Here is a 15,016-nt window from a genome sequence, read left to right as displayed (position 1 = left end):
GTTTGCGTGCATACTGAGTATTTAACCTTTTGTAGCCCCTTCCGTCAATCCCGAAATCAGTTGCCGCTGAATGACGAGGAACAAAATGAACACCGGAATCGAGATCAGAATCGAAGCCGCCATCATCGTTCCCCAATTCGTCTCGTACTGTCCTTTGAAATCCATTATGCCGATCGGCAGCGTTCTCTTGGACGGATCCGTCATGAACACGAGCGAGAACAAAAACTCTTGCCACGTAATCAAGAAGACGTATGCGGCGGTCGCTCCGATCCCCGGCCTTAAGATAGGCACGATTACTTTAATGAATGCCTGCAGCTTCGAGGCGCCTTCCATCATGGCCGACTCTTCCATATCGATCGGTATATTCAACATAAAGCTGCGGAGCAGCCAAACAGCCACGGGTACGGTGAACGCCATGTAAGCCAGAATGAGTCCGGGATAGGAATTCAATAACCCGAGCGAGCTTACGATTTTGTACAAAGGAATAACGATGGCGCTAATGCAGAACATCTGGCTAACCAAGATGACGTTCAGGAAAAATTTCCTTCCCGGGAATTCCAACCGGGTAAAGCTGTAAGCCGCCAGCACCGACACGATGATGACCAATACGCAGGTAACGACGGAAACGAACAAGCTGTTCAAGAAGTAATCGGCGAACTGTTGATGCCGCAAAGCCGCGGCGAAGTTGGACAGCGTAATGTCCTTCGGAATCCAGACGGGCGGGATCGTGAACAACTGGTCGGACGACTTCAAGGAAGTCGAAAGCATCTGCATGAACGGAAACAAAGAGAAGAACAGCAGCGCCGCGATTCCGACGGCGAACATAATCCGAGAGCCCATACGCTTAATCATCATATCGATATCCCTCAATTTCTTTCATTCTTGTGCATTTGCCGGATGAGTATTAAGCTGATCAGGAAAATAAAGATAAAGCTGACGACGGATACGCGCGAAGCTTCGCCGAAGTTAAAGTGGCCGAAACTCAACTCGTAGATGTAAGTAGGAGCGATATGCGTCGAACGAATCGGTCCCCCGCCGGTCAAGACGTAGATCATCTCGAAATAATTAAACGTCCAGATCGAGACGAGCATGATGACCGTCTTCAATACGCCGGAGATCGAGGGAAGCGTAATGTGGAAAAATTGTCTCAATCCGTCCGCTCCATCGATTTTCGATGCTTCGTACTGATCGTGCGGAACGCTCTGCAGCGCGGCCAGCAACATCAACATGGCGAACGGGAACCCTTTCCATATTGCGGCCAGAATAACGGAGAACATCGCCAGCCCCGGAGTTCCTAGCCAATCCGTCGCATGTTGTCCGAAGCCCAGCTTCGCGATCAACGAATTGAGAAATCCGAACTGCGAATCGTACACCAATCTCCAAGTCAACGCGGCGATGACGCCCGGCAAAACCCATGGAAGCAACACGAGCACGCGTACCAACCATCTGAGCGGAAATTTGCGGTTAAGCAACAATGCCGCGCCAAGGCCGATTGCAACTTGGAAAAAAGCGACGCAAGCCGTCCATACGATAGAATGCTTGCCTATCTTCAAGAGCTCGCCGTTCTTGAACATATCGACGTAACCGGATAAACCGATCCATCTCGGCGCCCCATGGGAGAGATCCGTATCCTGTAACGAGATTTGAAGCGAATACATCAACGGAATAAATAAAAGTACGAGCAACAACAATACCGATGGTCCTATCAACAAATATCCCAACAACGTCGAGCGTGTCTTCATGTCTTCACTCCCGTTAATTCCGTCCTTGAATAAGAAAGAAGACGCTGCGCGAGAAACTAGGCGTATCCGTGGCAGCGCCTTCTTTGTGTCGCATTGCTTTGAATCTAGACGACCTTTATTTGTTCAGAAGCCCGTTGATTTTGTCCGCGGCTTCTTGCAGCGCGTCTTTAGCGCTCATGTTACCCGTCATGACCTTCTGCGTCGCTTGCAGCTGCAACTCGGCGATCGCCGGGTAGTTCGCTACGTTCGGACGGTAGGTAGCCGTCGTCAGTTGCTGGTAGATGACGTCCGGAAATTGGCGCTTCTGATCCAAATATTCTTTCGCCGCTTTCTTGTTCGCGGGCGTCAACATCGTGATGTTCTTCTGATTGTCGTAGTTGGTCGAATACTGAATGAATTCCCATGCCAGATCCTTGTTGCTCGAGTTTGCGTTGATCGCGAGGTTAAAGCCCCCGAAAGTCCCGATCGACTGTCCGCCTTCAGGCTTCGGCAAGTTCGCGACTCCGTAGTTCATGTTCGGAGCTCTCGTCTTGATCGTGTCTTGACCCCATTCCCCGTACATCGTCATCGCGGTTTGACCGCTCGTGAACAGCGTCATCGCATCTTCCTCGTTCTTGCCGACGCTTCCCGGAGGACTAATCTTGCTGATGTCCGCCCAGAATTGCAGAGCTTTCACGCCGGGCTCTTCGTTGATCAGAATTTTCTTGCCGGACTCGTCCAGCAATTTACCGCCGGCCGCAACCGTAAACGCATCCACCAGACATTGCACGGATTCGCTGCTTCCAGCCCAGTTGGACGCGCCGTATTTGCCGTCCTTCGTCAGTTGCTCGCCGTACTTGAGGAACTCTTCCCAGGTTACGGGCGGTTTCTCGGGATCAAGACCGGCCGCTTTAAACATATCTTTGTTGTAGTAGAGAACTCCCCATACTCCTACGTCGAACGGAACCGCATAGACGTTGTTCTGGAACGAACCCGCGCCCCATGCCCCGTCGAAATAATCTTCAGCCTTCACTTCCGACTTTCCTAAGTAGTCGTCCAGGGGCACGATGTACTTCGCCGCCGCGTATTGGGCGACCCATACTTGGTCTAGCAACAGAATGTCCGGACCTTCTCCTCCCGCCACGGCGGGAAGCAGCTTGCTCTTCAATTGATCGTAAGGGAAAGCCGTAATTTGAACTTCCGCGTTGAATTTTTCTTCGAAGGATTTCGCCGCGTTTTCTTGCGCCTCTTGAATGTTCGTATCCGCTTGTTGCAGCGTCCACACGACTAAGCTTTGCTTCTTGCCGGTTGCTTCTTTGGAAGGAGCCGCGGAGGAAGCGCCGGAAGCGCCTGGCGTACCGGAAGCCTCGGTGCCATTCCCGTTGTTCGATCCGCATCCCGCCAAGACCGATAGAACGATGCTACATACAAGTGCCAGTTGCCCGATTCTTCTCAATTCAATTTCCCCTTCGCCTGTTTATTTATGGCCTGCTTACAGTATAAGAGAGCGTGGAGGGGGCAAGAAATCCGTCGCATCTTACATTTGTTCTACTATTTTTACCTCTATCGGCCTTTGAAAGTCAATAAAATCGAAGCTTACGATATGAAGGGTAATCTTATCCCTGCCGAACTGATACGAAAAGGGACCCTAACATGAATCGTTATGGTCCCTTGAAATATTGTTAATGTCCTATTATTTCTTCGCTGCTTGGAAAGCTTGGATATACTGGGCAGCGCGCTTCGCGACGAGACTTAGGTCTCCTTGCTTCACCGCTTCGGTCGTAAGATCGGAGCCGATGCCGACGGCCACCGCTCCAGCGGCGATCCATTCGCCTAGATTATCGAGCGTCACCCCGCCCGTAGGCATAATATTCGCTTGCGGCAACGGACCTTTGATCGATTTGATCATGGAAGGCGAGCTGCCCGGGAACAACTTAACGACGTCCACGCCTAGCTCGAGAGCCTCCTGAATTTCCTTGATCGTCATGACCCCGGGCATTACGGGCACCCGATAACGGTTGCACAATGTAATCGTGGCTGGATTAAGCGCAGGTCCGACGACGAATTCGGAACCGCTCAAGATAGCGGCGCGCGCCGTCTCCGGGTCAAGTACCGTTCCAACGCCGATAATCGCGAATTTGCTTGGATCGTTCGTTGTGCTGGAATATTTGGCGGCTAACTTCTCGATGGCCGTTAACGCCGAGGGTACCGTCATCGTTACTTCGATCACTTTAATTCCGCCGGCGATCGCTTGCTCCGCCATTTCGTATACTTCGTTCGCGTCTTTGCCGCGTAATACCGCTACGACTCCATTGTCGACGATACTTTGAATCAATTTTAATTTTTTCATGATTTCTATTCCCTCCGAGATCATATGAATGTTATCTATCTTTCAACATGCGCTTGGTTGTTAAGGATGGCATTCACATCGGCTTCCGTAGGCAGCCCTTCCCAATCGCCTTCCATTTGAACGACGAGAGAACCTACTAGATTGCCTAACCGAACGGCTTCGACGAGCTCGTATTCGCGCAGAAGTCCCGAAATAAAGCCCGCGCAGAAGCCATCCCCCGCACCAATCGAATCCACGACGTGTTTTACTTTGAAATAAGGAACCGCCGTTACTTGATCCTTGTCGACGAGATACGTCTCATCGTCTCCGCCTTTGACGATCGATACGGCGCGCAGTTGTCTCAGACGATCAACGATCTCGTCGAAGTCGTCCGTATCGTACAACAACTTCAACTCGTCGAGCCCCGGAAGGAAATAATCGGCCTCTTCCGCCAGTTGCAGCAGCACGTTTCTCGCCTCTCCCAACGGCCATAGCTTTAACCGCAGGTTAGGATCGAAAACGATTTTGACGCCGTTCGATCTGGCGATTTTTATCGCTTCCAGCATCGTCTCGCGACAGCTCGCGCTTAAAGCCGGAGTTATCCCGGTGATATGAAGCAGTTTGGCTTTAGAAATGTAGCTCGCATCCAGATGTTCAGGTAACATCGTGCTTGCCGCCGAATTTTTCCGATAATAGTAAACCGATGTTTTTCCCGATAATTGCTCGCGCAGCATGAGTCCGGTTGGAGCCTCATTGCTAACGCGCGCTCCCGAGACATCGACGCCTTCTCCGCGGATTTTTTTCAGAATCATCCTGCCTAGAGGATCATTCCCCAGAATGCCGAACCAGCCAACGCGATGCCCGAGTCTCGAAAGACCGATCGCTACGTTGCTTTCCGCTCCTCCGAACGATTTTTCCAGACTTCCGCCGTACTCGATCCCCTTCGAGCCTCCTAATAACAATGCCATCGTTTCGCCGAACGTGACGACCTCCGGGTGGAAAGCCGATTGCTCCTCTGCCATACTTTGCGCCATATTTCCGTTACCTCCCGGCTTGTGTATCCTCTTTCTTATTGTTCATCCGCCACCAGACTTCGTTCATATGCCTAATAAACTTTTGCTCGATTAGGATTTCGTCTCCCGTTTTTAACACTTCGATGAGGGGCAGATGGCTTTCCGCGATGGAAATCAGATTCGGAAAATAAATCTTGTTCGTGATCGCCAGAAACCTCTTCATCTTCACGGTGATCTGATCCCACAGTCTCATGATCGATCGGTTGCCGGACTTAGCGAAGAAAAATCCATGGAAGTCCATGTCCAATTCAATGAATTTGAACAGATCGTCCTGACCGGCCGCGTAGATCATCTTTTCGCAAATTTCGTTCAACTGGTCATAATCCGCCGGCTCAAGCAACGGAATCGAGCGCTTAATCGCGTTCCACTCGATCAACTCCCGAAGCTCGTACAACTCTTCCAACTCATCCTGCTTGATCTCGGATACGAATGATCCCTTATTATGTTTGCTATCCAATAACCCTTCCTGCTTCAGCCGCTCCATCGCTTCCCTTACGGGCGCTTGACTGATCTTGAGGGCATTGGCGATATCCAAGACGAGCAACCTGAATCCCGGATAAAACTCGCCTTTTACGATCGACTCTCTCAGGGCAAGATACACTTGTTCGCTTAATGAATTGCCTCGTTCGTCCAAGCGAAATGGAATGGAAATCCGCCTCCAACTTTATCGATACGATTATCGATAATATTATCGATAAAGAAATTATAGCAAGCGGGTTAGGCAACGTCAATTTCAAATCGCAGCCGGTGCGGTAGAAATTGACGTTGCCGTATCCGACCGTTCGGCGGCGGCAAGGTACTTTCAGTGCGCTTTGAGTTACTGCATCCAATCATGCGGCTCTCTCCCCCTCACAACAAGAAAACTCCCCAAGATTCTTGGAGAGTTCCCGCCAAACCATCGATTTTCCAATTAACTAACTCCCGCCCATTGACAGAATCAGTCGCAAAATAACGGAACGAGTTGAATGCCTTCCGAAGATATGCGTACGAGGCCTTTGTCTGAAATCCGCAGCGTCGGAATGACGACTAACGCTAGCAAGGACAAAGTCATGAAGGCGTAATTGAGCTCGCATCCCGCTTCGACGAGCGCGCGGCTAATCGCCGCGGATTGCTCCGCCGCGATCTCGTAAGGCTCCGCCGACATCAATCCGGCAATCCGCAGAGGGAATAACGTCGCGTTCCCTTCCGTTACGACGGCAACGCCTCCTTGCATCGCGATGACCTCGTTGGCGGCCTTCGCCATCAACTCGTCGGAATTGCCGATGACCACTAGATTATGGCTATCATGGGCGACTGTCATCGCAAGAGCGGCAGGCATCGTAAACCCGACATTCGCCAATAAGCCGATCGAACTGTTCCCCGTCCCATGGTGCCTCTCGAATACGGCAATTTTACACAAGCCGCTGCCCTCTTCCAATACGACCCGCGAATCCTTGACCGGCACGTTTACGATTTCTTCCGTCGTTTCCACGTGGTTCTCGATGACGCCGATGACGCGAACGTTAGCCGAACCTTCCCGGATCGGAGCTTCCACGACAAACCGCTCTGCGGATAAGTCCGCGGTCAAATGAATCGAATTCATGACCTGTTGCGGATACTCGTAAGCAGGCAACTCGGTAATCATCCTACCATTCTCGGCGACGACCGTCCCCGCCGCAATAGTCATCACCACGTTCACGTCCGCAAGGTTGCCGTCGAGCAGGATGATATCGGCATAGTTGCCGGGAGAGATGGAACCGACGTCCCTCGCCACGCCGAATCTCTCGGCGGTATTCAACGTCGCCATCTGGAAAGCCGTAATCGGCTTCACCCCTTGGCGGATCGCATCGCGCACGACGAAATCCATATGTCCCTCCGAGCGAAGAGATTCCGAGCTTCGATCGTCGGTGACGAGCATCATCCGCCGGGTATCGAGGCCGTATTCCGTATGGGCCTTGACCGTCCCCGCCACATCGTGCCAAGCGGAGCCCCGTCGCATCTTCGCGTACATTCCGAGACGAACGCGCTCGATAACGTCTTCGGGCGTCACGCATTCGTGGTCGCCCGTAATGCCGGCAGCCGCATAGACCGGCAGCCTCCAATCGTTCGCGGACCACGTAAAGTGTCCGTCCGCTATTTTGCCCGCGGCTAACGTCGCTTGCAATATTCCCATCATATTATCGTCGCCGTTTACGACTCCCGGGAAATTCATGACTTCGCCGAGCGCGATCATGTCTTGTCCCCACGCAAAAGCTTCCGCCACTTCCTCCGGACCGATCGAGGCTCCCGTCGTTTCGAATGCAGGTCCCGCCGCGGGTACGCATGACGCGACTTGCAAATAAGCGGCCAGCGGAGTACCGCGAGCTTCCTCCAACATCAGGCGGATTCCTTCGATTCCGAATACGTTCGCCATCTCGTGCGGATCGAAGAAACCTCCGGTCGTGCCCAGCGGCAATACCGCTCGGGAAAATTCCGTCACGGTCAGCTGCGTGCTCTCGATATGGCAATGTCCGTCCAACAACCCCGGAGCGATATATTTGCCGCCCGCGTCCACGACCTTCGTCTCCGCTCCGATCATATGCGAAACGTCTCTGCCCACATAGGCGATCCGGGATCCTTGAATGCCAACGCTCATTCCAGGCAAGATTTCCCCCGAACAGACGTTCACCAGCTTGCCGTTCGTAATCGCCAACGTCGCCGTCTTATTTCCTCTGCCCGTCGCTACCAAATCCACCAGGTTATCCGCTAGCGGAGTTCTTTTAAATCGAGTCATGCTCATTCCCCTTCCAACCATCGTCTGTATTCATTATGCCACAAGACGGCTATGAACACCCGATGGTCGAAATCTCGACCTCATCTCGTTAGCTCTCCGCTAATGATATGTATATCGGCCGCGATATTCCGATAGGGTAATCGAGATAGATTCGAACTGCTGCAGCCCGGCGTATCGACCTCGATCGACAAGGCGGCAAGCTCGCCGAATGCGGTTCGCCAAGCTACGGCCGCTTTTACGACGATAAAATCGTAACTTGACGGATCTATTCCCAAAGTCCTGACGTGATTAATATCCCAAGGTGGCACCCGTTGCTCCGTCAGGACGACGAGCGATCCGTCTCCCCGTTCCAGCTCGACGACCGCTGTTTTCCCCATCTCCGCCGCCATTCCGGTCATGTAAGGTCCGTTATGTTTATAACGGCCATCCGATAGAGCGCGGATCGTTCCGGCAATGCGGACCGGTTCTCCGTGAATAGGAGGTTTGCCGAACAACCGATCCGTCTTCCCGCCGACATCATAGGAATAGGCATTTCCGACTCCCGCGGCTTCCGCCTCGGCTACAGCTTGCCCGTCGCATAGAACGACTAAGAACGAATGCTTCCGCTGTTCCAACAGCTCGTGAATGACATGCGTTGCGTCCGCTGGAGATCCGGCGCCGACATTATCGGAGGATTCTACGAGAACGGTAGGGAATAACCCTTGCCGAGAGGCTTCTTCGATAGCCGATTTCGCGCTGAATAAGACCGGCGCGAATCGATCCTGATTTTTCAATAACCACTGCGAGAGCTCATCGCCGATTTTCCTAGCTAACAGCGGATTTCCGTCCGTCGTAACGACGAAAGTAAAACCTGCGCAGCTAACGTCCGCGAACGCGAAACCTCCCGCCGCCGTCACGTTCAGAACGTCGGTCTTGCTCTCGTACGCATATGCCATATCCATAAGCTCCGACATCGGAGCCTGGTTCGTATTCATTAATGTCGGAGCGATAAGAACGCCCGGTCTAGCCAAATAACGCGTAGGACGAACAGTGCCTTCGAGAAGTTTACGCAACAATTCGCATGCCTCGAGTCCTCGTTCGTACGCATCGATATGCGGATAGGTATCGTAGCCGACGATAAAATCCGCAAGGTCGGTCATCTCCTGGCTCATATTAGCATGCAAATCGATCGTCATAGCGATCGGCTTACTCCCGAGAACGGCGCGTAATCTCCTCAGCATCAGCCCTTCTACATCCTCGACCGTTTCGCTCGCCATCGCCCCATGTACGATCAGCAATAGCCCATCCAGTCGATCGGCCTGGGCGGCAACGGATTCGATCAAGGTTTGTATGATTTTGTCCATTGCCTCGTCTTCTACCATTGAGGAGGGCGTCGTATACGTGTAAAAAAGAGGAATCATTTGCAATCCCAAAACTTCCGTGGCGTCTAATGCCGCTCCCATGCTCGTTCGAGTTCCTTCATAGGCTTGCCTGAACGCGTTTTCCCCTTCATGCCACTCTCGTTGAAAGTCGGACAACCCGGTTACTCCCGGGGCAAAAGTATTCGTCTCGTGAAAACATCCGGCAATTCCGATTCTCATTGTCCAGCCTCCCTGTAAAGCCGATTATTTGCAAGTATTGCGATTGTTCGTACTTCATAATTTCTCGATGATAACAGCAACCATGACTGCGATTTTCAAGTATAATGTAAGGGACAAGTCGTTCAGGTTTCATTGCCTTATGAAATAGGAATGGAACCGAACCTGATTTTCAAATCAACTGAAACCGGAGGAAAATCTTCATGAAGTTAGTAAGAGTAGCGGTAGTCGGCTGCGGCGCCATCGCGCAACGCAGACACATCCCCGAGTTCGCTTCCAATCCGAACGTAGAACTCGTTGCGTTCGCGGATCCGGTAATCGAACGTGCGCAGGAGATGGCGAATCAATACGGCGGCAAAAGCTATGCCAGTTACGAAGATTTGCTCGCGAACGAAAAAGTGGACGCGGTAAGCGTGTGTACGCCGAACTATCTGCATGCGACCGTATCCATTGCCGCCGCGAACGCCGGCGCTCACGTACTCGTTGAGAAGCCTATGGCAACGACCTCGGAAGAAGGCGAGCAAATGATCGAAGCCGCCCGCCGTAACGGCGTCTACCTCATGGTCGGACACAATCAACGTTTAATGCCTCCGCACGCGAAAGCGCGCGAACTTCTGGAGTCAGGCAAGCTCGGTAAAGTGTTGACGTTCCGCACCGCTTTCGGCCACCCTGGACCGGAAGGTTGGAGCGTAGACGGCGGCGATAGCTGGTTCTTCCGTAAAGAAGAAGCCATTATGGGCGCCATGGGCGATCTCGGCGTGCATAAATCCGACTTCATTCGTTATTTGCTCGGCGACGAAGTGTCCGAAGTGGGCAGTTTCATCAGCACTCTTCATAAAGAAGGAACCCAAGTGGACGACAACGCCACTTGTATCCTTCGCATGAAGAGCGGCGCGATCGGTACGCTCGTAGCGAGCTGGACGCAATATAAAGGCGGAGACAACAGTACCGTATTATGGTGCGAGAACGGCGTGATGAAGATCGGTACCGAATCCGGCGAAGAAGTCATCGTCGAACTTACGAACGGAACGGTCGAGCATTACAAGGTTGGCGCTATGGCGACGAACGAGAAACAAGTTCCTAGCGGCGTCATCGACGCTTTCGTCGAATCCATCTTGACGAACACCCCTCCGAGCATCTCCGGGGAAGAAGGATTGCGTTCGCTGCAAGTTATTCTGGCGGCATTCGAATCCCAAGCGACCGGAAAGATCGTATCTCTGTAACCGTGAATAAATAGTGCATAAAGCCGTCCTCGACTTGCGAGGGCGGCTTTATCTATACTACCGGCTTCACGGGCCATAAGCCTAGAACGTGAAGCGGACATTCAACGAAGCCGGAATCGTTATTTCGTGACTTGAACCTGAATCTTATCGCTGGAAGTCGAGCCCGCGGCGTTAATAAGTTCACCGCGATACTCATAGGTGCCGATAGGCTTGCCGCTGATCTCTACGACGGCCGACTGGGCTTGCGGCGTACCGGCTACAAGCGTACGTTCATCGACGAGAACGTCATTCTCGTACAACCGATAGGTCGTTCCGTTCATTCCCCACCACATATTCATCTGAACGTTGAAGTTACCGTCACCGTCCCAGTTATTGCTCGATAGGACCGGTTTTGCGGGCGCCCCTTGCGAGACGGTGACCGTCCATTCGTCGCTCCTCGTCGTCCCGAACGCATTCGTAAGCTCGGCATAGTAGCGGTAAGTTCCGTTTGCCTTGCCGCTAACGGTAGTGGTGGCCGATTGAGCTTGCGGCGCATGATCAGGCAAAATCTGAGTGTCGATTAACGTATCGTTCTCGTAAAGCTTGTAAATTCGACCATTGTTGCCCCACCACTGGTTCATCTTAATGTTGTAATTTCCATCGAGCAGTCCCGTATCCTGACCGTTGTCGTCGAACAAGACCGGTTTCCCCGGAACGCCGGTGCTGTTCGTCGCGATATTGTTCACGGTAGCCGTCGCCGTACCGGAGTTACCCGCAACGTCGACGAATTCGAAGTTAAAGCTGCCGTTGAACAAGAATTCGTATCCGTCCGCTCCTCCGTTGTTCGTAATCGTAACCGCCTCGCTCGGCGTCATCGTTGCGGTTACGCGATCTTGGTTCGGCGCGGTCTCGCTGTATACGACCAAAGCGGTTGGCGAAGTTCGGTCGATCGAAATGACCTCCTGCTTAGCCTGCTCCACGTTTCCGGATGAGTCCGCGCTCCGATATTCCAACGTATGAACGCCGTCCGCCGAGATCGCGAAAGGTCCTCCGTAGACCGTCCAATTGCCGCCGTTCAGGCGGTATTCCGTGCTTACCGTTTCATTCGCTACCGCCGTCGCTTGCAAATCGACGGTCACCTCGGAAACGTACCATCCTCCCGTCCCGTTAGGATGCGCCGGATTAAGCGAGATCTCGGTAACGGGCGGCTGATCGTCATCTTCGTCGAACAGCTTGTTCACGATATCCTCCGAACGATTGTCCTCCACGTCGCGGGATAGTTCGAACCAGCTGTCGATATGCGTGTACAGTTGATCGATCTCCGCTCCGCTCAAAGTATCCAGGTTCGGAATCAGACTGCCGTTCGTTTGACCTTGGGTGATTAACGGCTGAACTTTCTCGGCGTAGAAGCTCGCGTTCTCCGCGTCTCCGTTTAACCACTTCGCTTCAAGCAGCGGGATGGCTTCATTGAAAGCTTCCCAAGCTTGCCGGATCACGTTTTTCTGAATAGCCAAGCGCGCGGATGCCGTCGGAGTTTGGAAATCGAGCGTGTTGAACCGTCCGACCTGATGGACTTTCCCTCCCCATGTCGGGGAATTCGAAGGAGACCATCGAATCATGGAAAACTCCCAATCCTCGCCGTTCAACGGTACGTACTTGTAAGCGGCCTTCCAGGGGATGAACAGCACGGAGCCCCATCCGGTGGGAAGTTCTTCGTTGTCCAACGCGATATTGCCCTTCAATGGAACGTTATTGCGATAATCCGTTTGCCATTCGTAATATTGAACATTGCTGTCGTTCGTCTCGAAGATCATCTGGTGATACGGAAGATCTCCCTGTCCGTACTTCACGAAAAACTCGATCGAACTGTTTTTCCACTTGTTGGTCGCGTCTTTCTCTTGTTCGTTAGACTGAAAGAACATATAAAGTCCGTCATCGCGGTACACCATATAGAATCCCGTATCCCGCGGACCGCCGGGCGCAATCGGCGTCTCTACCCAATATTGCACGAAACGGTTTTCCTTGTAAGCCGGATCGTTCAGGTAAGCGCTGTTGTACCAAGCCGTAGGCGTAGACAAATCCTCCGTCGCGTAAGTGACTTCATAGACCAGCTTGTTGACGTTCGCATTCGCCGTTGCCTGTTGAAAGGTTGAAGTCGCGAGGAAAATCATCGACAACAGCAGGCCGCATCGCTTCGCTTTTCTCCACATGGGCATTCCCTCCTTAATTCCCGCTCTCGGAATCTATCAGCTTCATGATGTGCGAAACCATCTCCAAACGAATCAAATCCGACTTCACGGCGCGCTCGTCCATCGTTTCCAACCAATTCAACGCTCTGTTCGCGATCGCGATTCGCCCTGCGTCTCCCGATGCTTGAGCATCCGCGGCTAACTGCTTCAACTTCGTCGCGTAACGAATATCGTCTAAGCCTTCGCGGAAGCCTTCCCATGCCAGAGTGTCTATGACGTCCGTCTGCGTCGGATACACGAAACCGAAAGAACGGTACGTCGCGTCAACGTAATCGGACCAGGCGCTAACTTGCGGACTTTCAAAGTACCAAATGTAATTGTAAACCGCGTCATAGTTTGCCTTATACAACCACATGCCGTGCCGTTGACGCATCAGATCCGGATTCTCGGGTCCCGAATGGGGGTGCGCGTAGTTGGTAATGATCTTGTCATCTCCAAGCGCATGCCATGCATCGGCTTTCTCGCGCGTCGGATCCCCGAACCAATTGAGGAAATCTTCCGTCGTCTCCAGATTGAAGTGGGTTTCGTGGCCTGTCGCGAACACTTTGGCGCCGACATCGTCCTTGACGAACTTCCACATTTCCTGTTGCCAGAGCAGCCGGTTCCATTCCGCTTCGTCCCATGCGTCGAAATAAATGTTGGTGTGTCCTAACGCTTGCGAAACAAGATTAAAGGCTTGCTGAACGTAATTCTTAGCCGGGATCAAAGTTTGCTGGTAGACGGCGTACCGTTGATCCATGATCGCTTGATTGGCCGGAGTCGGATTCGCCTCGTATGCGTTTTTGGCTTGCAAATACAGCGTGAATTTCGAATAGTCCTCGTTGGACGGGAACAGAGGCCCGGCGCCGAAGAGCGGATTCAAGTCCATCCCCGCCTCTTGCATCAACTCCAGCTGACGGAGAAATACGCTTGGATTGTTCAGGTTAACGCTGGCGTTCGTAGGCAAATTCACGACGTTATGCTCGACTAGGTTCCGATAGGAATTTAATAGTCTCGTTTCCGCAAGAGCTACGTTGTTTCCGTTGCTGTCCAAGGCGTCTTTTAATCTAACATTGTGGTACAGCATCGTATAAAAGTCTTTGTCCAGGTCGTAATACGTTTTCGGAGACGGCAACTCGAACGGAAGCACGCGGATTTTGAGCGTCAGCTGCCCGGCGGGCACTCCATCCGCCATGATCGCGATCGCTCCGGTGTAGACGCCTTCCGGCGTTCCGCTCGGAACTTTGGTCGTAATCCACATTTGCTTCGACTCGCCCGCTTTCAGTTCGATCGGCAGCATGACCGGGCTGTCCTCGAATTGTGAAGTATAAGACGAGAAAGCGGCTGGGGGACTACCCGACACGTCTACGTATTGCGGCCCTGAGGGCTTATTGACCCGTACGGAATTGCGTTTCGTCTGATGATTCGTGCGAACGAGATTCTCGTCGTGAAGCAGCAGTTCCGGAATCAGCACGTCTTTGGAATCATCGAAAAAATAACTTTGCCATGCCGTCCCGCCTTGATACCACGTGTTCACGACGCGCAGGTCGACGGCATCGGAAGGGATCGTGCCTGCAGAGCCTTGAAGATCGTATACCGCGAAAGTGACCGAGTTCGAGTCGGTAAGCGGAGCCATGACGAATGACGAAGCTTCGTACTCCCCTTGCGCCGATACGACGCGGATCTGATCGCTGATCGCCCCATCGGTCGGAAGCGTATTCGGAAGACGCTTCTCGGGACTCAGCGCGGGTGCGCCATACACGATAAACGGCGTATTCGTCCATAACCCGGGAACGGATTCGGCATCCTTGGCTAATTTAAGGGCGTACACCAAATGTTCCTTCGTCTTTAACCCTACTTCTTGCGATACGGTAGCGGAGGAGATCACCGTAGCGGCATCATCGCGAACGTTTGCCAAATATGTCTTCAGTTGCTGCCTGTTCGTCGCTTGAACTGCCGTATCGAGTTGTCCATTCAGAGCTGTCAATTCCGACAATGACCATGTCCCGCTCGTTGAAGCGCCTGTGCCCGAATTCGCCAGCGCGGTAGACGACATTGCCACAATCATACAAGCCATGATGATTGCCGACCAATAACGTTTGCGCATAATCGTAATCACTCCTCATCGATAAAT

Annotated in this window: 11 protein-coding genes; 1 reads left to right on the top strand and 10 read right to left on the bottom strand. The window is 52.6% G+C overall.

Annotated features, from left to right (window positions below; translation table 11 throughout):
- Positions 1-21: 21 nt before the first annotated feature.
- The 8 genes from HH215_RS01730 to HH215_RS01695 all read right to left on the bottom strand — a co-directional run bounded on the left by HH215_RS01730 (position 22) and on the right by HH215_RS01695 (position 9,455).
- Positions 22-855, bottom strand: coding sequence for a carbohydrate ABC transporter permease (locus tag HH215_RS01730; protein WP_169278332.1), 834 nt, complete (start codon positions 853-855; stop codon positions 22-24).
- 11 nt (positions 856-866) lie between these two features.
- The gene (locus HH215_RS01725) at positions 867-1,742 is read right to left on the bottom strand and encodes a carbohydrate ABC transporter permease (protein WP_169278331.1); all 876 of its coding nucleotides are present in this window, start codon (positions 1,740-1,742) and stop codon (positions 867-869) included.
- 115 nt (positions 1,743-1,857) lie between these two features.
- Positions 1,858-3,177 (bottom strand): ABC transporter substrate-binding protein, encoded by a 1,320-nt coding sequence (locus HH215_RS01720; RefSeq protein ID WP_169278330.1) that lies wholly within the window; start codon positions 3,175-3,177, stop codon positions 1,858-1,860.
- Between the two features lie 237 nt (positions 3,178-3,414).
- Complete coding sequence (locus HH215_RS01715) at positions 3,415-4,071, bottom strand: bifunctional 2-keto-4-hydroxyglutarate aldolase/2-keto-3-deoxy-6-phosphogluconate aldolase (protein ID WP_169278329.1); 657 nt, start codon at positions 4,069-4,071, stop codon at positions 3,415-3,417.
- A gap of 35 nt (positions 4,072-4,106) precedes the next feature.
- Positions 4,107-5,084, bottom strand: coding sequence for a sugar kinase (locus HH215_RS01710; protein WP_169278328.1), 978 nt, complete (start codon positions 5,082-5,084; stop codon positions 4,107-4,109).
- A 7-nt stretch (positions 5,085-5,091) separates the two neighbouring features.
- A complete protein-coding gene (locus tag HH215_RS01705; RefSeq protein ID WP_169278327.1) occupies positions 5,092-5,724 on the bottom strand; it encodes a GntR family transcriptional regulator in 633 nt (210 codons plus the stop codon).
- Positions 5,725-6,060: 336 nt separating this feature from the next.
- On the bottom strand, positions 6,061-7,881 hold the full coding sequence (locus HH215_RS01700) for an adenine deaminase (protein ID WP_169278326.1): 1,821 nt from the start codon (positions 7,879-7,881) through the stop codon (positions 6,061-6,063).
- 74 nt (positions 7,882-7,955) lie between these two features.
- The gene (locus tag HH215_RS01695; RefSeq protein WP_169278325.1) at positions 7,956-9,455 is read right to left on the bottom strand and encodes a M81 family metallopeptidase; all 1,500 of its coding nucleotides are present in this window, start codon (positions 9,453-9,455) and stop codon (positions 7,956-7,958) included.
- A gap of 200 nt (positions 9,456-9,655) precedes the next feature.
- Here HH215_RS01695 and HH215_RS01690 point away from each other — a divergent pair, with 200 nt between their 5' ends.
- The gene (locus HH215_RS01690) at positions 9,656-10,675 is read left to right on the top strand and encodes a Gfo/Idh/MocA family protein (RefSeq protein WP_169278324.1); all 1,020 of its coding nucleotides are present in this window, start codon (positions 9,656-9,658) and stop codon (positions 10,673-10,675) included.
- A 119-nt stretch (positions 10,676-10,794) separates the two neighbouring features.
- On the opposite strand, the gene HH215_RS01685 is transcribed toward HH215_RS01690, so the two are convergent.
- Together HH215_RS01685 and HH215_RS01680 are read right to left on the bottom strand one after the other, a co-directional pair.
- Positions 10,795-12,864 carry an OmpL47-type beta-barrel domain-containing protein gene (locus HH215_RS01685; protein ID WP_169278323.1) on the bottom strand — a complete coding sequence of 690 codons (2,070 nt, stop codon included), beginning with the start codon at positions 12,862-12,864 and terminating at the stop codon, positions 10,795-10,797.
- A gap of 13 nt (positions 12,865-12,877) precedes the next feature.
- A complete protein-coding gene (locus HH215_RS01680; protein ID WP_169278322.1) occupies positions 12,878-14,989 on the bottom strand; it encodes a hypothetical protein in 2,112 nt (703 codons plus the stop codon).
- Positions 14,990-15,016 lie beyond the last annotated feature (27 nt).

The sequence above is a fragment of the Cohnella herbarum genome (assembly GCF_012849095.1).
Classification (GTDB): Bacteria; Bacillota; Bacilli; order Paenibacillales; family Paenibacillaceae; genus Cohnella; species Cohnella herbarum.
This window is presented reverse-complemented; position numbering and strand designations above follow the sequence as displayed.